Annotated in this window: 24 protein-coding genes; 7 read left to right on the top strand and 17 right to left on the bottom strand. The window is 42.5% G+C overall.

Annotated elements, in window-relative coordinates:
• Positions 1–377: 377 nt before the first annotated feature.
• From nqrF to ND16A_RS04630, 12 genes are all read right to left on the bottom strand, one after another.
• Positions 378–1604, bottom strand: a complete 1227-nt coding sequence (gene nqrF / locus ND16A_RS04575; protein ID WP_033078593.1) for an NADH:ubiquinone reductase (Na(+)-transporting) subunit F — start codon at positions 1602–1604, stop codon at positions 378–380.
• Positions 1605–1659: 55 nt separating this feature from the next.
• Entirely contained in the window at positions 1660–2283 is a 624-nt protein-coding gene (gene nqrE, locus ND16A_RS04580) for an NADH:ubiquinone reductase (Na(+)-transporting) subunit E (protein WP_033078592.1), read from the bottom strand.
• Positions 2284–2287: 4 nt separating this feature from the next.
• On the bottom strand, positions 2288–2914 hold the full coding sequence (locus ND16A_RS04585; RefSeq protein WP_033078591.1) for an NADH:ubiquinone reductase (Na(+)-transporting) subunit D: 627 nt from the start codon (positions 2912–2914) through the stop codon (positions 2288–2290).
• Complete coding sequence (locus tag ND16A_RS04590) at positions 2914–3687, bottom strand: Na(+)-translocating NADH-quinone reductase subunit C (RefSeq protein ID WP_033078590.1); 774 nt, start codon at positions 3685–3687, stop codon at positions 2914–2916. The genes ND16A_RS04585 and ND16A_RS04590 overlap by 1 nt, the downstream gene beginning before the upstream one ends.
• On the bottom strand, positions 3680–4882 hold the full coding sequence (locus ND16A_RS04595) for an NADH:ubiquinone reductase (Na(+)-transporting) subunit B (protein WP_033078589.1): 1203 nt from the start codon (positions 4880–4882) through the stop codon (positions 3680–3682). The genes ND16A_RS04590 and ND16A_RS04595 overlap by 8 nt, the downstream gene beginning before the upstream one ends.
• 2 nt (positions 4883–4884) lie before the next feature.
• Entirely contained in the window at positions 4885–6219 is a 1335-nt protein-coding gene (locus ND16A_RS04600) for a Na(+)-translocating NADH-quinone reductase subunit A (RefSeq protein ID WP_033078588.1), read from the bottom strand.
• A gap of 393 nt (positions 6220–6612) precedes the next feature.
• Positions 6613–7806 carry an enoyl-ACP reductase FabV gene (gene fabV, locus ND16A_RS04605; protein WP_033078587.1) on the bottom strand — a complete coding sequence of 398 codons (1194 nt, stop codon included), beginning with the start codon at positions 7804–7806 and terminating at the stop codon, positions 6613–6615.
• A gap of 169 nt (positions 7807–7975) precedes the next feature.
• Positions 7976–9073: a TRAP transporter substrate-binding protein gene (locus ND16A_RS04610; protein ID WP_033078586.1), complete on the bottom strand. Its 1098-nt coding sequence runs from the start codon at positions 9071–9073 to the stop codon at positions 7976–7978.
• A 373-nt stretch (positions 9074–9446) separates the two neighbouring features.
• A complete protein-coding gene (locus tag ND16A_RS04615) occupies positions 9447–10817 on the bottom strand; it encodes a TRAP transporter large permease (protein WP_033078585.1) in 1371 nt (456 codons plus the stop codon).
• Positions 10817–11371, bottom strand: a complete 555-nt coding sequence (locus tag ND16A_RS04620) for a TRAP transporter small permease subunit (protein ID WP_033078584.1) — start codon at positions 11369–11371, stop codon at positions 10817–10819. Before ND16A_RS04620 ends, ND16A_RS04615 begins: the two co-directional genes overlap by 1 nt.
• Before the next feature lie 42 nt (positions 11372–11413).
• Positions 11414–11728: a transcriptional regulator BolA gene (bolA, locus tag ND16A_RS04625; protein WP_033078583.1), complete on the bottom strand. Its 315-nt coding sequence runs from the start codon at positions 11726–11728 to the stop codon at positions 11414–11416.
• A gap of 23 nt (positions 11729–11751) precedes the next feature.
• Positions 11752–12348 carry an alpha-ketoglutarate-dependent dioxygenase AlkB family protein gene (locus ND16A_RS04630; protein WP_052073235.1) on the bottom strand — a complete coding sequence of 199 codons (597 nt, stop codon included), beginning with the start codon at positions 12346–12348 and terminating at the stop codon, positions 11752–11754.
• A gap of 90 nt (positions 12349–12438) precedes the next feature.
• On the opposite strand from ND16A_RS04630, the gene ND16A_RS04635 reads away from it, so the two are divergent.
• The 7 genes from ND16A_RS04635 to ND16A_RS04660 all read left to right on the top strand — a co-directional run bounded on the left by ND16A_RS04635 (position 12439) and on the right by ND16A_RS04660 (position 18828).
• Positions 12439–13575: a methyltransferase gene (locus ND16A_RS04635; protein ID WP_052073234.1), complete on the top strand. Its 1137-nt coding sequence runs from the start codon at positions 12439–12441 to the stop codon at positions 13573–13575.
• Positions 13575–14141: a YajG family lipoprotein gene (locus tag ND16A_RS04640; protein ID WP_033078582.1), complete on the top strand. Its 567-nt coding sequence runs from the start codon at positions 13575–13577 to the stop codon at positions 14139–14141. Before ND16A_RS04635 ends, ND16A_RS04640 begins: the two co-directional genes overlap by 1 nt.
• A gap of 5 nt (positions 14142–14146) precedes the next feature.
• On the top strand, positions 14147–14776 hold the full coding sequence (locus ND16A_RS04645; protein ID WP_033078581.1) for a peptidylprolyl isomerase: 630 nt from the start codon (positions 14147–14149) through the stop codon (positions 14774–14776).
• 227 nt (positions 14777–15003) lie between these two features.
• Positions 15004–15339, top strand: coding sequence for a hypothetical protein (locus ND16A_RS04650; RefSeq protein ID WP_033078580.1), 336 nt, complete (start codon positions 15004–15006; stop codon positions 15337–15339).
• A gap of 116 nt (positions 15340–15455) precedes the next feature.
• Positions 15456–16721 (top strand): AmpG family muropeptide MFS transporter, encoded by a 1266-nt coding sequence (locus ND16A_RS04655; RefSeq protein WP_033078579.1) that lies wholly within the window; start codon positions 15456–15458, stop codon positions 16719–16721.
• Between the two features lie 415 nt (positions 16722–17136).
• The gene (locus tag ND16A_RS21535) at positions 17137–17310 is read left to right on the top strand and encodes a hypothetical protein (RefSeq protein WP_200880853.1); all 174 of its coding nucleotides are present in this window, start codon (positions 17137–17139) and stop codon (positions 17308–17310) included.
• A gap of 105 nt (positions 17311–17415) precedes the next feature.
• Positions 17416–18828: a DEAD/DEAH box helicase gene (locus ND16A_RS04660; protein ID WP_033078578.1), complete on the top strand. Its 1413-nt coding sequence runs from the start codon at positions 17416–17418 to the stop codon at positions 18826–18828.
• Between the two features lie 57 nt (positions 18829–18885).
• On the opposite strand, the gene ND16A_RS04665 is transcribed toward ND16A_RS04660, so the two are convergent.
• The 5 genes from ND16A_RS04665 to ND16A_RS04680 all read right to left on the bottom strand — a co-directional run bounded on the left by ND16A_RS04665 (position 18886) and on the right by ND16A_RS04680 (position 23566).
• Positions 18886–19239: a VOC family protein gene (locus tag ND16A_RS04665; protein WP_033078577.1), complete on the bottom strand. Its 354-nt coding sequence runs from the start codon at positions 19237–19239 to the stop codon at positions 18886–18888.
• 58 nt (positions 19240–19297) lie between these two features.
• Positions 19298–20230: a peptidylprolyl isomerase gene (locus tag ND16A_RS0119555; RefSeq protein ID WP_052073233.1), complete on the bottom strand. Its 933-nt coding sequence runs from the start codon at positions 20228–20230 to the stop codon at positions 19298–19300.
• 150 nt (positions 20231–20380) lie between these two features.
• Positions 20381–21511, bottom strand: coding sequence for a sodium ion-translocating decarboxylase subunit beta (locus ND16A_RS04670; RefSeq protein WP_033078576.1), 1131 nt, complete (start codon positions 21509–21511; stop codon positions 20381–20383).
• A 12-nt stretch (positions 21512–21523) separates the two neighbouring features.
• Positions 21524–23299 carry a sodium-extruding oxaloacetate decarboxylase subunit alpha gene (oadA, locus tag ND16A_RS04675; protein ID WP_033078575.1) on the bottom strand — a complete coding sequence of 592 codons (1776 nt, stop codon included), beginning with the start codon at positions 23297–23299 and terminating at the stop codon, positions 21524–21526.
• A 9-nt stretch (positions 23300–23308) separates the two neighbouring features.
• The gene (locus ND16A_RS04680; protein ID WP_033078574.1) at positions 23309–23566 is read right to left on the bottom strand and encodes an OadG family protein; all 258 of its coding nucleotides are present in this window, start codon (positions 23564–23566) and stop codon (positions 23309–23311) included.
• Positions 23567–24275: the final 709 nt, after the last annotated feature.

Below are 24275 nucleotides of genomic sequence, written 5' to 3'. Positions count from 1 at the left end.
TGCAGGTTAGAGCAAGTAATTAAAAATATAAGCGCTCGCTGTCAATTATGGGGGTTCCGACATTCGTCGGAATGACGGAGTATTTTTTCTAAGCATATGATAATCAGATATTTTGTTTTACTTACACCACGTCATCCCGTTACGCTTTTGAACGGGACCTCCTAAATTCAAAACCTGCATAGGACAATGGCTAGCTCTTCGTTTTTCGTTTCTGAAGAGCAACACGTTATCAATCAAAGTTGATATTAGAATATTTATATAGTTCTATGAGTAATGCGCTATCAGCCTGTACCTTGTACCCCTACCTCGTACCCTTTTTCGAAGCAAAAAAAAGAGCGCCGTAAGCGCTCTATTTTGTTAGCTTCGAAAACTATGGCTTATCCACCAAAGTCATCAAGCATGATGTTTTCATCTTCTACGCCTAAATCTTTAAGCATACCGATAACTGCCGCGTTCATCATTGGCGGACCACACATATAGAACTCACAATCTTCTGGCGCGTCGTGATCTTTCAGGTAGTTTTCATAAAGTACATTATGAATGAAACCTGTCATTCCATCCCAGTTATCTTCTGATTGTGGATCCGATAATGCCACATGCCAGTCGAAGTTATCATTTTCTGACGCTAAACCGTTGTAATCGTCTTCATAGAACATTTCACGTTTCGAACGTGCACCGTACCAGAAGCTCATCTTACGTTTTGATTTAAGACGCTTAAGCTGATCGAAAATGTGAGAACGCATTGGCGCCATACCAGCACCACCACCGATAAATACCATCTCGTTTTCAGTTTCTTTGGCGAAGAACTCACCAAATGGTCCTGAAATCGTCACTTTATCGCCAGCTTTTAAGCCGAAGATAAATGATGACATTTTACCCGCAGGTAAATGTAAACGTCCTGGGGGCGGCGTAGCGATACGCACGTTCAGCATGATAATGCCTTCTTCTTCCGGGTAGTTCGCCATTGAGTAAGCACGTAATGTTGGCTCATCAACTTTAGATTCTACCTCGAAGAAACCAAAGTGGTTCCAGTCGCCACGATATTGTTCATCGATATCGAAATCTGAGTATTTAACGTGATGCGCTGGTGCTTCAATTTGAATGTAACCACCGGCTTTAAACGGCACTGATTCACCATTTGGAATTTGTAGCTTAAGTTCTTTAATGAACGTTGCTTTGTTATCGTTAGAGATAACTTCACACTCCCATTGTTGAACACCGAAGATCTCGTCTTCTACTTCAATTTCCATGTCTTGTTTAACAGCAACTTGACACGCTAAACGACAGCCTTCTTTCGCTTCACGCTTAGTGATGTGTCCTAATTCAGTTGGCAGAATATCACCACCACCTGAATGTACATCTACACGACACTGGCCACAAGTACCACCGCCACCACAGGCAGATGGAATGAAAATACCTTGGTCAGCTAATGCGCCAAGTAGTTTACCGCCAGCGGCAGTAGTAACGGCTTTGTCTGGATCGCCGTTAATTGAAATTGTCACGTCACCTTCTGCAACTAACTTAGATTTAGCAAATAAAATTACCAATACCAAAGCAACTACAATTGCGGTGAACATGCCTACGCCTAGAATAATTTCTTGCATAGTGTTTTCCTTTAAACTCTTTGGTTAGAAGCCAAGCTTCTAACCAGCATTAACTTTATAACGAGATACCACCGAAAGAGAGAAAGCCAAATGCCATCAATCCTGCGGTAATAAACGTAATACCTAAACCTTTCAAACCTTCTGGTACGTCAGAGTACTTCATTTTCTCACGGAGACCCGCAAGTAAAACAATCGCTAACGCCCAACCAACACCTGAACCAATACCGTAAACCACTGACTCACCTAATGTTAGGTTTTTCGCTACCATAAAAGATACGGCACCAAAAATTGCACAGTTAACGGTAATAAGCGGTAAGAAGATACCTAAGGCTTGATACAAAGCTGGGAAGAACTTATCGAGAACCATTTCTAAAATTTGTACCAGAGCGGCAATAACACCGATAAAGGTAATAAAAGAAAGGAAACTTAAATCAATAGATTTTGTTGGGTCAGTAATACCCATCATGCTATCTAATGCACCCGGTGCTAAGATCGCTTGATAAATAATTTGGTTAGCTGGTACCGCAATACCTAAAACCACAATGACTGCAACACCAAGACCCATTGCTGTGCTTACTTTCTTTGAAACCGCAAGGAATGTACACATCCCAAGGAAGAAACTAAGGGCGATGTTCTCAATGAAAATTGTTTTTATGAATAAACTTAAATAATGTTCCATGAAATTAATCCTTCTCTACTTGCTCTGGTTTCCACTGGCGAATTGCCCAGATGACTAAACCAATGATGAAGAATGAACTAAATGGTAATACTAAAAGACCGTTGGCTTGATACCAACCATCGTTTTGTACTAGTGGCAGTACTTCGATACCGAAGAAAGTACCAAAACCAAATAGCTCACGGAAGAAAGCAACAACCATCAAGATTGCACCGTAACCTAAACCGTTACCGATACCATCCATAAAGCTTACTACTGGCTTTTCTTTCATCGCAAATGCTTCTGCACGACCCATTACAATACAGTTAGTAATGATCAGGCCAACGAATACCGAAAGTTCTTTAGATAACTGGTATGAAAAAGCTTTTAACACTTGGTCAACCACGATTACTAAAGACGCGATAATCGCCATTTGCACGATAATACGTACACTTGAAGGTATATGATTACGAATAATCGAAATAAATAAGTTTGAAAACGCTGTAACTAATACAACCGCGAGAGTCATAACTAACGCGTTTGCCATTGAACTAGTTACCGCAAGAGCAGAACAAATACCGAGTACTTGTAAGGCAATTGGGTTGTTATCAACGATAGGTTGCGTTAATACTTTTTTAGTACTTGCATCGCTCATTAGTTAAGCCCCTTTTCACGAATGTTAGAGATGTACGGGCCGTAGCCTTCGTCACCTAACCAAAAATGAATTGTTTTCTCAACACCAGCACTTGTAAGAGTCGCACCTGATAATGCATCTACACCGTGAAGGTCGCCTTTTTTAGCGCCACCTTTAACGATACGAATAGCAATGTCGCCATTGTCGTTATACATTTTTTTGCCAGGCCATAAGGCTTTCCACCTAGGGTTCATTACTTCTGCACCTAAGCCCGGAGTTTCCTTATGGTCAGAGTAAACAACACTCTTAACCGTGTTCAAGTCGGCTTCGAAACCGATGAAGCCGTACATTAAGTCCCAAAGACCTGAACCGACAATAGGTAGAATTACGGTATTTACCGAACCTGAACCGTCAGTGACTAAGTAGACAACTGCTGAGTTAGCACGACGATTGATACCGGCGATATCATTCTCTGGTTTCACTGATTTAGCTGTATCACGGGCATCACGACGCTCGTCAAACATATCAGGGTTGCCATCAACGTATTCACCAGTTTTGACGTCAATCATTTTCGCGGTTACGAATTGGTTATAAGTAGCAACAATGCCCTTATCAACGCCCAATTCTAATAAGCCGGCAGCTTCTAAAATCTTGGTTTGTTTATCAAGTAATTTATTCGCTGTTTGTAGTGGCTTTAATTGCACTGCAGAAACAGAAACTAATGCCGCACATACTAAACAAACAACAACTACGAAACCAACCGTTCCGATAAAGCTTTCTTTTTTACTAGACATTACGTGCAAGCCTCCGTTTGATGTTTGACTGAACTACAAAGTAGTCAAATAATGGTGCAAACAAGTTAGCAAATAAAATGGCTAACATCATGCCTTCCGGGAAAGCCGGATTAACAACACGTACCAGCACAACCATGACACCAACTAAAGCACCAAAGAAGTACTTGCCGGTATTGGTAAATGACATAGTTACCGGGTCGGTTGCCATGAACATCATACCAAAGGCAAAACCACCAACAACCAAATGCCAGTACCAAGGCATAGCAAACATCATGTTAGTGTCTGAGCCAATGGCATTGAACAGGAATGCTGTTGCTACCATGCCACCAAATACACTTACCACGATACGCCATGAAGCAATACCTTTATAAAGGATGTAGGCACCACCTAATAAACAGGCAAATGTTGACACTTCACCAACGCTGCCCGGAATGAAACCCCAGAAGGCATCCCACCAGGCAGCGTCCATAGCGTATTGACCCGCACCAGATAATGCCGCGCTTAATGGTGTCGCACCAGAGAAGCCATCGACGGCAACCCACACTGCATCACCTGATATTTCAGCAGGGTAAGCGAAGAATAAGAATGCACGACCCGCTAATGCCGGGTTTAAGAAGTTTTTACCAGTACCGCCGAAGATTTCTTTGGCAATAACCACACCAAAGGTAACACCTAAAGCCGCCTGCCATAACGGAATCGTTGCCGGTAAGATTAGCGCGAATAAAATTGAGGTTACGAAGAAGCCTTCGTTTACTTCATGCTTACGCACTGCGGCAAATAATACTTCCCAGAAACCACCTACAATAAATACCGTGGCATAAATTGGCAGGAAGAAGAAAGCACCGTACAGCATCATGCTAAACCAACCGGAATCTGCGGTTAATTGCCCGCCAACCATGTGGAATAGACCAACCTGCCAAGAGTCTGCTAAGGCATAACCGGCAGATAAGGCATCAACGGCTTGGTAACCAATGTTGTACATACCAAAAAACATAGCCGGGAATACGGCTAACCAAACAGTGATCATAATACGTTTTAGATCAATACTGTCACGAATGTGAGTTTTACCCTTAGTGACGTAACCAGGAGTAAATAAGCCCGTAGCAACGGCTTCGTATAATGCGAACCATTTCTCGTGCTTACCGCCTTTTTCAAAATGCGGCTCGATATCTTCAATAAACTTTTTCAAGCCCATGTCTAACCTTCCTTCTCAATAGTGGTTAGGCAATCACGAAGGATAACGCCATAATCAGTTTTACCAGGACATACGAATGTACATAGCGCTAAATCTTCTTCGTCTAGCTCTAATGCACCTAGTTGCTGAGCACCGTCGGTGTCACCAGAAGCCAGGTCACGTAGTAACAAGGTAGGTAAAATATCTAGCGGCATAACGCGTTCATAGTTACCAATTGGCACCATGGCACGAGCTGAGCCGTTAGTTGTGGTTGTCATGTTAAACACTTTGCTAGTAAAAATGTGCGAAAGATAGGCACGAGTAACAGAGAATTTATTTGCACCAGGCATCATGTAACCAATGAATTCTTTTTCACGACCTTCGCTCAAAGCACTCACTTGTACATGGAAACGACCAAGATAGGCGTGAACACCTTTGGCTGCATCGCCTTGTAGCGGAGAACCAGAAACTACTCGCACTTCACCGTCGGCTAATTCACCTGCAGTTAAGTCATCAGTATTAGCACCTAAGATGGTACGCACTAAACGAGGGGTAGTTACCGCAGGGCCGGCTAATGAAATAACACGATTGCTGTCTAATTTACCGGTAGTAAATAACGTACCCACAGCGATAACGTCCTGATAGCCAATATGCCATACCACTTTAGTAGCCGATACAGCTGACAAGAAGTGGATATGAGTACCAACCAAACCTGCTGGATGCTTGCCGGAAAATTCATTCACGCTGGCAGTGCCTGCAGGAATGTTTGCGCCTGGCGCTTTTGATACAAATACTTTACCAGAAGTTAAACGAGATAAAACGGCCAAACCGTTTACAAAGGCTTCGCTTTGCTCGTTAATGATCACTTCTGGGTTAGCTGCTAACGGATTGGTATCCATCGCACTAACAAAGATATCTGCAGCAACGCTACCTAAAGCCGGAGATTTGCTGAATGGGCGAGTACGCAGAGCGGTCCACAAACCTGAGTTTACCAGGTTGGCTTCAACATCTTCACGAGAAAGAGTTGATAATTGCTCTGTTGAATAAGCGTTAAATGTTTCTTCTTCGTCACCATTTACTTCGATAACAACAGATTGCAAAACACGCTTTTCACCACGGTTAATTTCTTTTACAACACCGGCTGCAGAGGCTGTGAATTTAACGCCAGGATTCTTTTTATCTTCAAAAAGCACCTGACCTTTTTTTACGCTGTCACCAAGTTTAACAAACATGGTTGGGCGCATACCCACAAACTCTTCACCTAGGGTTGCAACAGTTTTGATGGTCGAACCATCATGGATTACTTGCTGGGGAACACCTTTTACCGGGATATCCAGACCTTTCTTTACTGTAATCATAAACACATGCACTACTTTGATGGGAGTATTTAAAATTAATAATGCTCATCAGAGAATTATTAATCCAGTGTTTCTTGCATAGGATCGGGTCGTAAATAGACCAGAAAACTTACAAGATCGCTTTAGTTAATTTTTCTGGCGCGAATTTTAGCAAAAATTGCACCAGATTTCCATGCAGCGAGACACATTTAATAACAATTTAAGGAAAAATACTGATATGTGTCAAATACGCGTTAAAAATCGCATAAAAAACAATAACTAAGAGAGTAGGAAAGTTATAATAAGTTTGTCTGGTTTGGGCTAAATAAAGCTAGTCGAACCTGATTTATCAGCAGGTTCGACTAAAGTTGTAATGAGTAAATTAAAACAATAGCGAGAGTATTGTTTATGCTACTACTGGATCATATTGTTGATAGCCGCTAGAGGGCTAACATCGGCGTCGTAATCAACACCGTCAACTTCAAAACCAAACAGTTTCAAAAATTCATGATGATAACCAGTGTAATCGGTTAATTGATCAATACTGTCGGTATCCACTTGATCCCAGATAGTTTGCACGCGTGCTTGCACATCGTCTTCAAGCTCTTTCAGGTTTTGCATCAGGCGGTTGTGCTCGTCTAATGAACGCTCAGTGCTGTATAAATTGTCACGGAACAACCCTTGAATTTGATCAATTGGATTTTCTTGAGTGCCATCGGCTTTCATTACTTTGAATAAACCAGAGATATATAAAGGCATGATCGGAATGGCAGAGCTGGCTTGTGTTACCACGGCATTTAACGAGGTTACAAAGGCTTCGCCATTTAAATCACTGGTCACTTTACGAATTTCAGTGGCGGCTCGGTCTAAATCTTCTTTGGCACGACCAATGGTGGCTTTGCCGTATAGTGGCCAGGTTAATTCTTTACCTATGTAGGTGTACGCTACCGTTTTCACATTTTCGCTTAGTACGCCAGCGTCTTTAAGAGCATTCATCCATAGCTCCCAGTCTTCACCGCCCATCACTTTGATGGTACCGGCAATTTCCTCTTCGCTGGCAGGCTCTACGGCAACTTCTTCGATCACGCGTTTTGAAGTGTTTAAACTTTTGGTGGTAAAACCATTACCAATTGGTTTAAGTGCGGAGGCGTAAACTTCACCAGTATCAGGATCGGTTCGACGTGGAGACGCCAGTGAATAAACCACTAGATCTACCTGACCAAGATCGGCTTTAATGGTTTCAATGGTTTTCGCTTTAATGTCATGTGAAAACGCATCGCCATTGATATTTTTTGCATAAAGGCCAGCGTCATCGGCAGCATTTTGAAATGCCGCAGTGTTATACCAACCAGCTGAGCCAGTTCGTTTTTCAGTCGGCTCTTTTTCAAAGAATATACCTAAGGTGCTAGCGCCATTACCAAAGGCAGCAGTGATTCGAGACGCTAAACCGTAACCCGTTGATGCGCCAATCACTAACACCTTTTTTGGCTTGGCATCGGCTTGTGGTTGCGATTTGACAAAATCGATTTGTTCTTGAACATGTTGGGCACAGCCTGCAGGATGAGCATTGGTACAAATAAAACCACGTACTTTTGGTTTGATAATCATAATAAAACCTTAATTTATTTATAATTTATTTTTTTGCCGCTGCGTATTTTCGTCAGCAGCAACAGTGAAAAATGTAAACTGGCGCTATTCTACCCAATTTAAAATCAAAATGAGATCAGAGCAGCCAGTTATTTCGTTAATTTTCTACAATAGTAGTAAAAATATGCACTTATTGCCTGTTTTCGAGATAAGCCTGCACGCTTATTTTATGATAGGCGCGGATATCATCATAAAATGCTTTATACGATGACCAAACTTGTGCAACACTTTCATCATTGGCTGCCATTTCGTTAATCACTTCCTTGGTGGTGGCTTTTAATTTTTCCATGACTTGTGGGGGAAAGGTTCGCACTTGCACATTATGCTTTTCCACTAAAGTTTTTAGTGAGGCGCTATTACGAGCAGTGTATTCACTTAACATATCATCATTTACGGCACGCGCGGCTACGGTAACAATTTCTTGTAAGTCTGTTGGCAACGCCTTAAACGCTTGCTCATTAATTAAAAATTCCAGAGTAGCTGTTGGCTCTTGCCAACCCGACGAATAGTAATATTTGGCCGCTTTATAAAAGCCAAAGGCTAAGTCGTTATAGGGTCCAACCCATTCCGAGGCATCAAGAGCGCCACTTTGCAGCGATGAAAATATTTCACCGCCCGGCATATTCACCGGTATGGCGCCAGCTCGGCTCATTACCTCACCACCAATACCACCGATGCGCATTTTCAGGCCTTGTAAGTCATCCAACGAATTAATTTCTTTGTTAAACCAGCCAGCAAACTGAACGCCGGTATTACCGCCAGCTACCGGGATGATGCCAAATGGCTTATACAAATTTTGCCAAAGCTCTAAACCACCACCGTAATGTAACCAGGCATTGGTTTCTTGTGCATTCATACCAAAAGGGACTGCGGCAAAAAAAGATGCTGCTGGAATTTTACCTTTCCAGTAATAAGCGCCACTATGGCCCATTTCAGCAGTACCATTTGAGACCGTGTCGAAGACTTCAAAGCCAGGTACTAATTGTCCGGCACCGTATACTTGAATTTTTAAACGGCCGGCACTCATTAATTCAACCTGCTTGGCAAATTTTTCCGGGCCTACACCAAGGCCGGGAAAATTCTTTGGCCATGAGGTCACTAACTTCCATTTATAGGTTTGTTGCGGCTTCACTGTTTCGCTACTCGAGGATGATTTTTTTTCTCCACACGCGGTTAATAGCACCACAGAGACGCAAACAATTGAAGCAAGGCTGAGGTATTTTTTCATGTTATGACTTTATCCGTTTATTGATACCAAGTTAATGAATCAAATTGGTATTGTTTTTTATTTTATAAAATAGAGATGAAGTTTCCATGACTTATCTCATATTAGGGTCTGTTGATCTTGGCGGTACAAATTTTGTTCAAACAGGCGAGCTTTGAACAAGGCTTGGCGATTGAAATTTGGTTGTTCCAAATAATTGAGCCATAACGCGGTGCAAAGTTCGCCTGTTTAAACCCGAAGGGCAGCGTTTAGGACTCATTTTTGCTGCGTTTCTACTTTTTTTATGTGGCTCACCACACGACAAAAAGCGACGCCTTGCTAAAATGAGTCCTAAACGCTGCAAAAATGCACAGCAAAGATCAAAAGACCCTACTATTTAACCATAAATTTTAGTCGGTAGCCAAGTTACCAGCTCCGGCCAAAGGGCAAGCGCAATTAATAACATTAATTGCATCACAATAAAGGGGATCACGCCTTTATATATTTTCGCCGTGGCTATCGATTTATCGGCGACGCCGCGCAGATAAAATAGAGCAAATCCAAATGGCGGTGTTAAAAATGAGGTTTGCAGATTTACTGCGATCATGATCCCTAGCCAAATAGGATTAATGTCCATCATCAATAAAATGGGAGCAATGATTGGCACGACCACAAAGGTGATCTCGATAAAGTCGAGAATAAACCCAAGTAAGAAAATCACCAGCATGACCAAAATAGTGGCTGTTACCGCCCCACCTGGCAGTTGTTCGAAGAAGTGATGGATTAACTCTTCACCGCCCAAACCGCGAAATACCAGCGAAAATAAGCTGGCACCAAGCAAAATTAAAAACACCATAGAGGTAATTTTTACCGTGCTTTGCATCACCGCTTTTAAATTATCAAGATTTAACTGACCATTGACACTGGCCAAGATCAATGCGCCAAAGGCACCAACCCCGGCGGCCTCGGTAGGCGTGGCATAGCCACCGAGAATGGAGCCTAACACCACAAACATTAAAATTAATGGTGGAAATAAAGATTTTGCCAATAAGGTCAAATTGAGTGGGGGCTGATCATCAAAATTAATTGGCGGCACTTTTTCCGGTTTAAACACCGCCATATAAGTTGAATAAGCAATATAAAAAACAACCAGCAATAACCCGGGGATCACCGCACCAGCAAATAAGTCACCAACGCTGATAGTATCGGGATTAAAATTACCGAGTTTTAGTTGCGCCAATTGGTATGAGTTGGATAACACATCGCCTAATAATACTAATGCGATGGATGGTGGAATTATCTGTCCCAGGGTGCCGGTAGCACAAATAATTCCGGTAGCAAAAGACTGATCATAACCGCGTTTTATCATAGTTGGTAAAGACAATAAGCCCATAGTCACTACCGTGGCACCGACTATGCCGGTGCTTGCCGCTAACAACATGCCAACCAGGGTCACCGAAATGGCTAAACCGCCACGAAAGCGGCCAAATAATTGCGCCATCGTCGATAATAAATCCTCGGCAATACGGGCTCGCTCTAACACCCCCCCCATAAACACAAATAACGGTACCGCCAACAAGGTTTGATTATTTAAAATACCGTAGTAACGCGATGGCAACGCCAATAAGAAAGAGCCATCGAAATGGCCGAGTAGATTGGCGATGCCGGCGAAGATTAATGCCGTACCAGCCAGTGAAAACGCGACCGGATAGCCAAGCAATAACACCAAACATATGCAGACAAACATCAACAGCGATAAATATTCCATTATTCTTTCTCTGCTGTTGAAATTGAATCAGATGGCGGTGTTGTTTTGGGATAAATCACCAATAAGTTACGAGCTATTTCGGCCAGTCCTTGAACTGATAAAGTTAATACCAATAACCAAATCAAGGTTTTATTCAGGTAAACTGCAGGGATGCCGCCAGGTTCTTTTGATTCTTCCAAAATTTCCCAAGACAGCAACACGTAATCGACGCTGACATAAAAAATAAAAATGCAAACCGGCAATAATAAAAATAATGTACCACCCAGGTTGACCCAAGCTCGTTGTTTGGCTGAAAATTTTTGATAAAAGATATCGACCCTGACATGGCCATCATGTTTTAACGTATAAGCGGCACCTAACATGAATACGGCACCATGGGCATATAGTACGCTTTCTTGCATTGCCACCCAGCCAAGGTTAAAACCGTAGCGCAACAACACAACGCTAAAGCTCAGTAATACTACGGCTAACGTTAACCAGGCAATGGTTTTGCCTAACCATTCGGTAAAGTGGTCGGTAATTTGGATAAACCGAGATAAAAAAGAGCTGAACATTAAGTCCTCAACGCGGGTTGTTATTTTTATTTAATCAGTGGCTTATTTACCACTACCCATGCAATTTGGCGAGTTTGGTACCTTATCGGCATTCATTGTCTGCCATTGCTGCGGCGTATAGGTATGCATAGCCAAAGCATGAATATGGTTGGCAAGTTCATCAGCCAACACCGAGTTGACTTCGCGATGGCGCCCGATCAAGCGTAAACCATCAAATTTTTCACTAACGATGGTGACTTTAAAATGCGATTCACTGCCTTCTGGCACATTGTGCATATTCGATTCATTTATCACTTCAAGATGAAATGGCGAAAAAGCCTGGTTTAATTTTTCTTCAATTATGGTTTTAATGCTCATCAGATACTCCGCAACTGCTGCTATTAATTTATTATTTGCCTAAACGTTAAGTTTACCCGGCCGAGTAAGTTTTTTTTGCTTTTCGGTAAACTGTGTTGCCAGTTGCTTTGCAAATCGCCCTGCATCACCAACAAGCTGCCTGATTGTAAATTCAATTCCACTTTTTCACCACTTTTTTTATGCTGCAGACAAAACCTGCGCACTTGTCCAAACGACAGGGAAGCAATGAGCGGCTGCTCACCAAGTTGCTTTTCATTATCACTATGCCAGCCCATAGAATCATTATTATTGCGATAATAATTCGCTAGTACCGAATTAAAATGACAACCGAGTTTATGTTCGCAATCAGCCTTGAGCGCTAACAGCGTGTTTTGCCAGGGCTGCGGCTGCAATGGCAGCCCAGAATAAGTGTAGTAAGCATCTTCATCACCATACCAGGCTTGCAAGCGCGGAATATTGACTCGCCTGCCAAACATTTTAATTTGCTCTTGCGACCAGTTTAACTCATTAACACAGCGCTGATAATAACTATCGGCGAGTAATTGTGGATAAAAACCAGGCCAGTACAGTAGCTCACCAGCACAGTACTGCTGGGCAACCGCATCACCAATAACAGACAAATTTCACCTCATTAACAAATTGTTAGGTTTTTTTTGCTTAAACTTTGCGATAATGGCGCAACTAAAATATTGAGTTGAAGATCCCCACACATGCTAAGCCCTTTTTTCAAAAATGATATGCCGATACACCTGGAGCGATATCCGCTGGCCCAAGTTAACCGTAGCTTGCAAGCCTGGGACGCCGCCGATGAGTACATCATTGATTATTTGCAAGAAAACAACCTGCTCAATGACAGTAAAAACATCGTTATTTTCAATGATAGTTTTGGTGCACTCACAGTGAACCTATACCATCATAACCTGCAATTGGTGCACGACTCCTATATTTCTCAACAAGGGGTAAAATACAATCTTGAAAGTAATTATATCGACCAGGATAGCATTTGCTTTAAAGACAGTTTGACCCAGATTGATGGTGCAATTGATATTGTATTGTTAAAACTGCCTAAGTCGAAAGCCTATTTAGAATACCAATTACAACAAATTCAACAATTTGCCAGTGAAAACACCGTAATCATCGCCAGCGCCAGAGCGAAAGATATACACAGCTCTACGCTAAAATTATTTGAAAAGCATTTAGGTGTCACCACCACGTCTTTAGCCGTGAAAAAGGCTCGCTTGATTTTTTCCAAGCTTGACAACAGCAAGCAAACCCCATTGCCGCCTGCGAAAGTCTGGCCACTTGAGCACAGTAAATTTTCGATATCCAACCTTGCCAATGTGTTTTCCCGAGACAGTCTGGACATCGGTGGCCGAGAGCTGTTACAAAATTTACCAAAAATTACCGGTGCATTACAAGTTGCCGATTTAGGCTGTGGCAACGGGGTGATAGGTCTGGCAATGTTAGCGAAGAGCCCGGATCTACAAATGCATTTTTTCGATGAATCTTACATGGCAGTTCAGTCATCTAAAGACAACATTATCAATAACTTGCCAGATAAAATAGAACAATGTCAGTTTCATCTAAATGACTGTCTAACCGATGTCGCCAGCAGCAGCTTTGATCTGGTACTGTGCAACCCACCATTTCACCAAATGCAGGCCGTAACCGACCACATTGCCTGGCAAATGTTTAAACAAAGTTATATTACTTTGAAAAAAGGTGGAGAATTAAGGATAATAGGCAACCGAAACCTTGGCTACCATATTAAACTGCAACGTTTATTTGGCAATTGCGAGACTGTTTCCAGTAATAACAAGTTTGTCATTTTATCAGCGAAGAAGTAATGAATTTTAAATTTATCTCAGTTGTTTTAACTATTTTATCTCTAATGGCTTGCACCAGCGAGCCGACCGCCATTAGACTAAATCCATCCATAATTAAGCAAAGTAACAAGGTTTACCAAGACCTAAGCGCGAACATTTCGGTAAGTGACTTACGCAGTACTTATCATATCGTAGAAGTATTAAGCGCTGACGAGCCTTCGACATTAATTGGTTCCACCAGCACGTTATCCGATGTGTTAAATCAGCAATTTTCAAACGAACTTGCTTCGCAAGGATTAACCGTAGCAGAGATTTCCGAATTGGCCCTGAAGTTTAACGTGCTACGCGCACGCACCTTTGTAAATCAGGACGTACTGGATTACCGAGCCAACACTATCATTAAATTAAAAGTCAAAGTGGAAAACCCAACGCAAACCTTGTCAAAAACTTTTACTTTAAGAGCGACTACGCGCGGCGCCTTAACCGCCAACATTGATGAGTTACAACGAGACTTTAATTTGCAATTATCGAAATTAATTGTGCAAGTATTAGAAGACCAACAATTACAAAACTTTATTAAAGGCTAAACACTATGCGGGTTATGATTGCTTTCTTTCTTTTGGCTCTGATTAATGTTGCCACTTTGAGCAATGCTCAAGGCAAAGAAAAAATTATTGCCGCTAACAATCTTTATCCGCAAATAAAAATGGACACCTCGATGGGGGTGATCGTCGTTGAGCTTGACCGGGTAAAAGCGCCAATTGCGGTGAACAATTTTCTTCATTATGTGATTTCAACCGAATATAACAACACCATTTTTCACCGTGTAATCGAAGATTTTGTGGTACAAGGTGGTGGTTACGACAGCGACTTTATCCCGAAAAAAGAAGGCAAGCCGATTTTTAATGAGTCGGGAAACGGTTTAAAAAATAGCTTTGGCAGCATAGCTATGGCAAGACAAAATGATCCACACAGTTCCATCCGACAATTCTTTTTTAACGTCGGTGAAAACACCTCTTTAGACCCCGGCCGAGGCTGGGGCTACACGGTATTTGGTAGCGTAACATTTGGCGAAGAAGTTCTGGAAAAAATGGCCGCCAGTAAAACCGACTTTCATGAAGGTCAAGGTTGGCCTGATGTTCCGCTGGAGCCGATCATCTTAATTAAAGCCACACTAATGCCTGAAGATTATCTACATATTCAACAACCAACCAACAATTAACCACTTTACAAATCAATGAGTTACATGTACAGTCCGACAAATAATAATTTTCAATCCATCTTTATCGTTAATAATTCGCAAAACAAACTCCCTTAACCTACGCTTACATTGAATAGTAACTGGAATTTGCTACTTTACGAAAATGGATTTTATACCAACCACATCAGCACAGAGTTAACGATAAACTCGTACAGGTCGGTATTAGTTTTTACTTTTGTGAGGGTTGTGTGCATATCGATAATTTCATCAGTGACAAAATATCACAATTAATTTATTTTCTTGATGCCTTACTGAAAAGTGCCATTCACCACACGGAAGTTGAAAGCTTTATTTGGGATTGCTTTGAAGAGTGGGCGCAATTTAATGTCACCGATGACATGCCCAGCAGTACCAGAGAACGAGTATTCTGGCATTTAATTCATGAAATTAAGCTTGGCTCTATTGCCAACCTAAAAGACGACATAAGATTAAGGGCAGAAATTGAAACCTGTCTGGATTACCTAAAAGGAAATGGTAACTATCCTATTCATTGTGTCGGCTGGCGGCCGGTTGAAAATTTTTAATTAATCAAATTGGTATTACTCTTCTTTTCTGAACAAGCATTTGTTAGCCTAAGCACTCACTTATACCAAGCCCGATACTTGATTGGTATGAAAATAAAAATAAACTAGGTTTTTCAATGTCTCCAGCTACTCCGGCTTCCTCTCCCGCAATTAAAGATGCCATTTTTAACAAGCGCATGTTGATCTGTATTTTCACCGGGTTTAGCTCTGGCTTACCGTTGTTTTTTTTATACCAATTGGTTCCTGGCTGGTTGCGTAGTGAAGGCGTGAGTTTAGCGGAAATTGGCTTATTTTCGTTAATTGGTATTCCTTATGTGTGGAAATTTATCTGGTCACCGGCGATGGACCGTTATTCATTTCCATTTCTTGGGCGACGACGTGGCTGGATGTTGGTAACACAAGTCTGTCTGCTCGTCTCTATTGCCGCATTTGGCTATATCAACCCAACAATGTCGATTTGGACTGTCGCCTATTTAGCCGCAGCTGTCGCCTTTTTTAGTGCCAGCCAGGACATCATTCTTGACGCATACCGACGTGAACTGTTGCCAGATCATGAGTTAGGCCTGGGTAATTCAATTCATGTACAGGCGTATCGTTTGTCCGGACTGGTACCCGGCTCTTTGGGTTTTATTTTGGCGGATCATATTCCCTGGCAATTGGTGTTCTTCGTGGTGGCGACATTTATGCTGGTCGGCATAATCATGACCCTTTGCATAAGCGAAGCTCGACGCGAGCCTAATGCCCCACATACTCTGCAAGAAGCCGTGGTGTTACCCTTTAAAGATTTCATCAATCGTGAAGGCATAACATCGGCGTTGCTGATTCTGTGTTTTTTATTTTTGTACAAACTCGGCGATAACATGGCGACGGCATTACAAACCCCCTTCTTCATTGACTTAGGGTTCAGTAACACCGAAATTGGTGTGGTTGCCAAAACGGCGTCGATAATAGCCATGACCATCGGCTTAGCGGTGGGTGGCATTGTGATGATTAAGCTCAGTATCAACCGAGCCTTGTGGTTGTTTGGCTTTGTGCAAATTATCTCTATTTTGGGTTTTGCCGCGCTCGCTGAAATTGGCCATAACACCTACGCTTTGGCATTTGCCATGGGCTTTGAATATTTAGGCGTTGGCTTGGGCACCGCCGCTTTCACTGCTTTCATTGCCAGAACGACCAATCCAACATTTGCAGCCACACAATTTGCTTTATTTACTGCCTTAACGGCGCTGCCCCGCACCTTTGCCAACGCTTCTACTGGTTTTATTGTTGAACAGATGGGTTGGACTTCCTTTTTCTTATTGTGCACGGTACTGGCCGTTCCAGGAATGTTGATGTTGTTTAAGGTGGCGCCGTGGAATGAGAAGCAAGAAACGAAAAGCTAGGAACGTTTACGGAAGAGCCATTGTTCCTATGCACGTTTTGAGTTTAGGAGGTCCCGTTCAAAAGCATAACGGGATGACGGAGTAATTTTTCTAAGCATATGATAATCAATTATTTCTATAATCAGTGACGTGTTCATGGAACTCATGGTGAAGTACCATTAATGCGTTACAGAGAAGTAAGTTAAGTGTCCACGTTTATGGGGTCACTCCAAAAGCAATGAGCAACCAGTATGCTTAATCTCATACAATTTATACTCTGCTAAAAATTAATGCAGACTGCCAGTAGCTAGTTGCCAGAAGCCCTTGGCCAAACTAGGACTAAGGACTAAGCAAAGTTAGTTTATGTTGATAAATGGCTATCGATCACTAAAAGAACTATCATACGTTTAATAATAAAAATTAAGGCTGTTCAAATATGCTTATGAGATTGTTTTTCTTACTGCCGGTAATTATGTGTTTAGTCTGGTGGTGGTACCTTACAAAACATGGCTACTCGGCCAAACAAGGCCTAAAAGGCTTTGCCTATATTTTAGCGTTTAACCTGATTATTGCCGGCTTCTTTACGCTGATGATCCACATTACTCAATAACTTGCTAAGCCAAGCCCAGTTTGCATCAATCACAGCTATACTGTAAGCTGCGCCGGCGCAACAGCGACGCTAATGGCGTAATGACTTAATCAATGAGACTTTTCTATGAGCTTTGACTCCCTAGGGCTATCGGCCCAAATTTTATCTGCGGTAAAAGAACAAGGGTACGAAACCCCTTCACCTATTCAGGCACAGGCCATACCGGCAGTACTGGAAGGCAAGGATGTAATGGCAGCAGCCCAAACCGGAACTGGTAAAACGGCTGGCTTCACTCTACCGATTTTAGAAAAATTAGCCAAAGGCGATAAAGTCAAATCGAATCATATTCGCACGTTAGTGCTCACCCCTACCAGAGAACTGGCGGCGCAAGTTGGTGAAAGTGTTGCCCTCTACGGTAAAAACCTGGGTTTAAGTTCCTACATAGTCTTCGGTGGCGTTAAAATAAACCCACAGATGCAGGCATTAAGAAAAGGCGTTGATATCTTAGTGGCGACCCCAGGGCGACTGATGGATTTATATCAGCAAAATGCCATTAAATTTTCGCAAGTTGAAATTCTGGTGCTGGATGAAGCCGACCGTATGTTAGATATGGGCTTTATTCGTGATATCAAAAAAATCATTGGTTTACTGCCCAAGCAACGACAAAACTTATTATTCTCAGCGACGTTCTCTGACGAGATACGCGCCTTGGCAAAAGGCCTGGTGAACAATCCAGTAGAAATATCGGTAACACCAAGAAATGCTACCGCAGCCACGGTTGAGCAATTAGTGTATACCACAGATAAAAATAAGAAACCGCGACTACTGTCCTACTTGATTGGCCACAATAACTGGCAGCAAGTGTTGGTATTTACCAAAACCAAACATGGCGCGAACCGCTTAACCAAGCATTTTGAGAAAGATGGCATTAGCGCGTTGGCCATTCATGGTAATAAGAGTCAGGGTGCCAGAACAAAAGCATTAGCACAGTTTAAAGAAGGCTCTATTCGAGTATTAGTAGCCACCGATATTGCCGCTCGCGGTATTGATATTGACCAACTACCGCAAGTGGTTAATTTTGAATTGCCCCATGTTGCTGAAGATTATGTGCATCGAATTGGCAGAACAGGTCGTGCTGGCAGTACCGGCCACGCCATATCTCTGGTTTGTGGTGATGAATACAAGCTACTCGTGGCCATTGAAAGACTCACCGGTAAAATACTGGACCGTGCCGAGGTAGATGGTTTTGAAGCCGCCAATGCGGTGCCAAAGTCGCACGATGTTAGACCAATGAAAGCGAAAAAACCGAAGAAAGCGAAAGTTGAACATCAAGACGGACAGCGTAGCGGTGAGAATGCCCGCGGCCATAAACCCAGTGGAAAAAACAAAAGACATACCGGTAGCGGACAGCCAAAAGATAACCCTTGGGCGAAAAACACCAGTGGTAAACCTAACTCTCGCCGTCGACCTTCTGGCAATAAATCTTCCGGTGCTAACTCTTCGGGTTCATCATCGGGTGGCAATCGCCGAACGAGCTAATTGAAAATAATGAGGGTCAGAGTCAGGTTAATGAGAAAACCTGACTCTGACCCTAATTTATTTGTCTGACCACACTGCCAATTCGTTACCATTGGGGTCGCTAAAATGAAAACGCCGGCCACCGGGAAAAGTAAAAATGGCTTTTACTATTGTGCCACCATGATTTAACACTTTTGCTGCCGTTTGTTCTAACTGTTTGCTGTACAAAACAATTAACGCGCCACCGCTTTGGTAGGAGCTGCGGATATCGGCTTGATAAAAACCGCCATTGATGGCGCCATCATTAAACGCGCAATATTCGTCGCCGTAATCAACAAATTGCCAATCGAAGGCATCTTGGTAAAAGCGTTTGATCGCTGCTAAGTCTTTTGCCGGCAGCTCTAAATAATTAATTTTTTCATCCGCTTCCATATATTATTCCCCTCGTCAGATTGTTTGACCAGGCATCAATAGCCGATGCTGGCTCTCACTATTCAAATTTAAGTTTAATTGGAAAATAGCAGACATCCATATTGCCATTGCCTTTGTATTGATAAAACTCATTTTCTAAGGCGCGACGTTTTATAATTCGTTGGGCAAAAGCAGTCGTTGCGGTATTTTCAATATGAACAGTTTGTTGTTTATTGATTGCCAGGCTAGAGCCTAAATAGGCTTTGATAATATGGGTTGCCTTGCTGTCATCGCTAAACACCCCACCGTTTTCTTTAGGCCCACGTTTTACCTGATAAAAATGTTCCCAGCCGGCAACAATACGGCCAAATACACTCATGTTTCGGTCCAGGTGTCGCGGCGGCGTGCCAAACATGATAGCAAAGTCGGTAGTTCCTGAATTAGGATCTACCGCTCGAGCTAAATTAATTGCTCCGGGGCAATGGATTAACCATTCTTTTTCTTCACTAATCGAACGACCCACGGCAAAGCCGTTAATGAACCCCGTTTGCTCTGCCAATAAATCCCCCTGTTGCACTAAGCTAAATGCTGTATCAGGCTTTATTGGCCTGTCAAACTCCGCTTGCATGCGACGTTTAACCTTACTTGCTTTTTGCTCCGTGGCATCGCCACCTTGTACCACAAAATTTTCTATCACCCGATATAATGGCAAACCATCATAAAAGCCTTCGTTGACCAGCTCTTGTATGTACTTGCTGTGCTCCGGGGCAAAGAAATCAGCGAGCAAGATGGTTACAGTGCCAGTGCTTAATTCTAAATAAAGTAAGTGGTTTTGCGGAACTTCCAGCCAAGGCTCATTTTTTTCCTGGATCACTGCAGCCGTTGCAGAGCCTTTATCATCTCCATCAGTATTGCTAACTCGTTCGTCCTTATTACAGGCAAATAACGTCAACAGTGCACATCCGAAAATGGTTAATTTAAAGCCTTGGTTTACGTGTTTAACAGTCATCATAAAATTTTCTTATCCATAAACCCACTCAGAAGGCTCCTGCCTGTCGTGGATAAATTCATCCCTGAATAAAAAAGCCGAAGTAAATTATTTCAATAATTTACTTCGGCTTGATGTTGATAGCAACTCTGATTTAAAGTTTTTCTTTAAGGGTTAACCTACTAGCGCAAGCAGTACACCGGCAGCTACTGCTGAGCCAAGTACACCAGCGACATTTGGACCCATAGCATGCATTAATAAGAAGTTATGAGGGTTAGACTCTAAACCCACTTTATTTACCACACGAGCCGCCATAGGCACTGCTGAAACTCCTGCCGCCCCGACCAGTGGGTTTATTGGCTCTGCTGATAACTTACCGAGTAATTTCGCCATTAACACGCCGGCCGCGGTGCCAATTGAGAATGCGACAGCACCTAATGCCAGAATACCTAAGGTTTCAACATTTAAGAATGCTTCGGCACTCAGTTTTGAACCAACACCTAAACCTAAGAAAATAGTCACAATATTAATCAATTCATTTTGCGCGGTAGAGCTTAAACGGTCAACCACACCACATTCACGCATTAAGTTACCCAGACAGAACATACCTACCAAAGGTGTCGCTGCAGGCAAGAAAAATATTGTTGCTAATAACACCGCCAGCGGGAAGATAATTTTTTCAAGCTTGGTCACATGACGCAATTGCTTCATTTCTATTTTACGCTCTTCTTCATTGGTTAGCGCTTTCATAATTGGTGGCTGGATAATTGGTACCAATGCCATGTATGAATAAGCGGCTACAGCAATGGCACCGAGTAATTCAGGTGCTAATTTAGAGGCAAGGAAAATAGCGGTTGGACCATCGGCACCACCAATAATGGCGATTGCGGATGCGTCTTTTAAGCTGAAGTCGAAACCAGGAATAGCGTTTAAGGCAATCGCACCAAATAAGGTAGCAAAAATACCAAATTGTGCTGCGGCACCCAAAAACAACATTCTTGGGTTAGCAATTAAGGCACCAAAATCTGTCATCGCGCCTACGCCCATAAAGATTAATAACGGGAATATCCCGGTATCAATCCCGGCATAGTAGATGTAATGCAATATTCCGCCAACTTCAGAAAAACCGGCTACCGGAATGTTGGTCAAAATAGCACCAAAACCAATAGGCAATAACAATAAGGGTTCAAAGCCTTTGGCAATTGCTAAATACAATAACCCCAGCCCCACCAACATCATGATCACTTGCCCAAACTCAAAGTTTGCCAGACCAGTAGATAACCACAGGGTATATAAAGATTCCATCGAATTAACCCTTTATAGCGTTAGCAATGCGTCGCCAACTGCGACTGCATCACCTTCTTTTACATTAACCATAGCCACTGTACCTGAGGCAGTTGCGCGGATTTCAGTTTCCATTTTCATCGCTTCCATGATGATAACCACTTCACCTTCGCTAACACTTTCACCTTCTTTAACTAACACTTTAAAGATGTTACCGGCAAGCGGGGCATTTAGCGTTTCGCCACTGGCAGCTGACGCTGCAGCAGGAGTAGAAGGAGCTGAAATAGGCGCACCAGCAGATGGCGCGATATGTTCAATAGAGCCACCCGGAGCAACAATAACATCATACACTTTGCCATCAACTTGTACTGCATAACTTTCTGGTTCGCCAGCTTCTGCCGCAGCTACTTTAACGTCGTCTTTACTTGGCTTAGGTTCAAACGCGTCTGGATTGTTACGATTTTCCAGGAACTTCAAGCCAATTTGCGGGAACAAGGCGTAGGTGAGTACGTCATCAATTTGTTCATCAGCCAGTTCGATATTTTTCTCTTTCGCCAATTCGGTCAGCTCTTTTGCCAGTTTATCCATTTCCGACTCTAGCAAGTCGGCAGGTCGACAAGTGATGGCTTCGCTACCATCTAACACTTTCGCTTGTAATTCAGCATCTACCGGGGCTGAGGTAGCTCCGTATTCCCCTTTTAACACGCCTGCAGTTTCTTTTGTGATAGATTTATAACGCTCACCGGTTAATACGTTTAATACCGATTGCGTACCAACGATTTGGGACGTTGGTGTTACTAACGGAATATAACCAAGATCTTTGCGCACTCGTGGGATTTCTTGCAATACTTCATCAAATTTATCAGCCGCGCCCTGCTCTTTTAACTGGCTTTCCATGTTGGTTAACATGCCACCAGGAACTTGCGCTAATAAAATACGGGAATCAACACCTTTTAAGCTGCCTTCAAACTTGCCATATTTTTCCCGAACATCACGAAAATAAGCGGCAACTTCAGCCAGCTTAACCATATCTAAACCGGTGTCACGTGCGCGACCTTGCACCGTAGAAACAACAGCTTCTGTTGGTGAGTGTCCGTAAGTCATACTCATTGACGAGATTGAAGTATCAATTACATCAATGCCAGCATCGATAGATTTCATGTGGGTTGCCATGCTTAAACCAGTAGTGGCATGGCAATGTAAAGCTAATGGTAACTCAACCGTTTCTTTCAGTTTAGTGATTAATTCTTCGGCATCGTATGGATTTAATAAACCCGACATGTCTTTAATACATAATGAATGCGCCCCCATATCTTCAAGCTGCGATGCCATGTCTAACCAACCTTGTAAGTTATGTACCGGACTCTCGGTATAAGACAAGGTACCCTGAGCATGCGCGCCCACTTTCACCGCGGCTTTAATTGCCGTTTGTAAATTACGGGGATCGTTCATCGCATCAAAAATACGGAATACATCAATACCGTTAACGTGGGCACGCTCAACAAATTTTTCTACCACGTCATCGGCGTAATGACGATAGCCTAAGATATTTTGACCACGAAACAGCATTTGCTGCTTGGTTTTTGGCATTGCCGCTTTTAATTTACGAATACGCTCCCATGGATCTTCACCTAAATAACGGATGCAAGAGTCAAATGTAGCACCACCCCAAGATTCAATCGACCAATAGCCAATGTCATCGAGTTTGCTGGCAATTGGTAACATATCTTCTAAACGAAAACGAGTAGCCAGTAATGATTGGTGGCCGTCTCTTAATACAACTTCTGTAATACCTAATGGACTTGACATATTTCGCTCCTAATTCTTTGCGTTATTCTTGCGGTAATGCGCGACTGCAGTGGTAATAGCTGCAACAACACCGGCAGGGATCTCAGTGGAACTGGCCTTACCCGTGCTTACTTTACTGGTAGCTGGAGATGGTTCTGGAAATTGGCTTGCAAACTTTGCCAAAAGTTGAATTGCAATAATTAATAAACCCAGAAAAGCAAAAACAAATCCCATGCCTACGAGCATGAGACCGGCTGCTTCTATAAAAGTATCTGATAAATTTTCCATAACCTAACTCTATATGTAAAAGAAATAGAATAATCACTCCAATTTTTTTTAGCAATGATCATTTGTCAATCTGTTGTAAAAAAATTTTGTCAATAGTCAAAAACGGTAAAATCTTGGTTGAAAACGACCGCTTTAGAATAATAACTCTAAAAAGGTTATATTAAACTAATCTAATTAGAAAATAAACAATTTACTATTCATCTGTGATAGCGGTTGATTTTGTAATTATAACGAAAACAGTATAGCCAAATGAGCAAAATTCAGCCAAAACGTTTCCTTTGCGAGCAAAAATTACTAAATAAATCATCAAAACAACCTGGTTGGCGGGGGTTTTAACCTCGCGCTAATGCGCAGGTAAGAAGAAGTGGCTATCGCCATACCGCGAGATTGAAGTCCCGCCAACCGCGTACCTAACTCAGGCACGCTGCACCCGAATGGGGTCCCTGATGTCGCTAGTGCTCCTCGGGGATGACGGCATAAATTTTCTGGGTACAGTTAAACGTCATCCCATCACGAGCATTAGCGAGGTGTGGGACCTCCTAACGCGTATCGAGCTTTGAAAACATTGGTTGGCGGGGTTTTAACCTGAAGTATCCCCACAAATATTTGTGTAAGCGTTTGAAATTTAGTTAAATTAATTTCACCACAAAACAAAAAAACTAAACCTCAAACGCTATGAAGGTATTTTCAAACTTTTTTAAGAAAGAAT

Origin of the sequence: Thalassotalea sp. ND16A, assembly GCF_000764205.1 — a bacterium.
In the GTDB taxonomy this organism is placed as follows: Bacteria; Pseudomonadota; Gammaproteobacteria; order Enterobacterales; family Alteromonadaceae; genus Thalassotalea_A.
Note: the sequence above shows the minus strand (reverse complement) of the source record. Positions and strands in the feature narration are given on the sequence as shown.

Excerpts from the sequence above, each read along its gene's own strand:
- nqrF (WP_033078593.1), bottom strand. The coding sequence starts at position 1,604 with ATGCAAGAAATTATTCTAGGCGTAGGCATGTTCACCGCAATTGTAGTT.
- nqrE (WP_033078592.1), bottom strand. The coding sequence starts at position 2,283 with ATGGAACATTATTTAAGTTTATTCATAAAAACAATTTTCATTGAGAAC.
- ND16A_RS04585 (WP_033078591.1), bottom strand. The coding sequence starts at position 2,914 with ATGAGCGATGCAAGTACTAAAAAAGTATTAACGCAACCTATCGTTGAT.
- ND16A_RS04590 (WP_033078590.1), bottom strand. The coding sequence starts at position 3,687 with ATGTCTAGTAAAAAAGAAAGCTTTATCGGAACGGTTGGTTTCGTAGTT.
- ND16A_RS04595 (WP_033078589.1), bottom strand. The coding sequence starts at position 4,882 with ATGGGCTTGAAAAAGTTTATTGAAGATATCGAGCCGCATTTTGAAAAA.
- ND16A_RS04600 (WP_033078588.1), bottom strand. The coding sequence starts at position 6,219 with ATGATTACAGTAAAGAAAGGTCTGGATATCCCGGTAAAAGGTGTTCCC.
- fabV (WP_033078587.1), bottom strand. The coding sequence starts at position 7,806 with ATGATTATCAAACCAAAAGTACGTGGTTTTATTTGTACCAATGCTCAT.
- ND16A_RS04610 (WP_033078586.1), bottom strand. The coding sequence starts at position 9,073 with ATGAAAAAATACCTCAGCCTTGCTTCAATTGTTTGCGTCTCTGTGGTG.
- ND16A_RS04615 (WP_033078585.1), bottom strand. The coding sequence starts at position 10,817 with ATGGAATATTTATCGCTGTTGATGTTTGTCTGCATATGTTTGGTGTTA.
- ND16A_RS04620 (WP_033078584.1), bottom strand. The coding sequence starts at position 11,371 with ATGTTCAGCTCTTTTTTATCTCGGTTTATCCAAATTACCGACCACTTT.
- bolA (WP_033078583.1), bottom strand. The coding sequence starts at position 11,728 with ATGAGCATTAAAACCATAATTGAAGAAAAATTAAACCAGGCTTTTTCG.
- ND16A_RS04635 (WP_052073234.1), top strand. The coding sequence starts at position 12,439 with ATGCTAAGCCCTTTTTTCAAAAATGATATGCCGATACACCTGGAGCGA.
- ND16A_RS04640 (WP_033078582.1), top strand. The coding sequence starts at position 13,575 with ATGAATTTTAAATTTATCTCAGTTGTTTTAACTATTTTATCTCTAATG.
- ND16A_RS04645 (WP_033078581.1), top strand. The coding sequence starts at position 14,147 with ATGCGGGTTATGATTGCTTTCTTTCTTTTGGCTCTGATTAATGTTGCC.
- ND16A_RS04655 (WP_033078579.1), top strand. The coding sequence starts at position 15,456 with ATGTCTCCAGCTACTCCGGCTTCCTCTCCCGCAATTAAAGATGCCATT.
- ND16A_RS21535 (WP_200880853.1), top strand. The coding sequence starts at position 17,137 with ATGCTTATGAGATTGTTTTTCTTACTGCCGGTAATTATGTGTTTAGTC.
- ND16A_RS04660 (WP_033078578.1), top strand. The coding sequence starts at position 17,416 with ATGAGCTTTGACTCCCTAGGGCTATCGGCCCAAATTTTATCTGCGGTA.
- ND16A_RS04665 (WP_033078577.1), bottom strand. The coding sequence starts at position 19,239 with ATGGAAGCGGATGAAAAAATTAATTATTTAGAGCTGCCGGCAAAAGAC.
- ND16A_RS0119555 (WP_052073233.1), bottom strand. The coding sequence starts at position 20,230 with ATGATGACTGTTAAACACGTAAACCAAGGCTTTAAATTAACCATTTTC.
- ND16A_RS04670 (WP_033078576.1), bottom strand. The coding sequence starts at position 21,511 with ATGGAATCTTTATATACCCTGTGGTTATCTACTGGTCTGGCAAACTTT.
- oadA (WP_033078575.1), bottom strand. The coding sequence starts at position 23,299 with ATGTCAAGTCCATTAGGTATTACAGAAGTTGTATTAAGAGACGGCCAC.
- ND16A_RS04680 (WP_033078574.1), bottom strand. The coding sequence starts at position 23,566 with ATGGAAAATTTATCAGATACTTTTATAGAAGCAGCCGGTCTCATGCTC.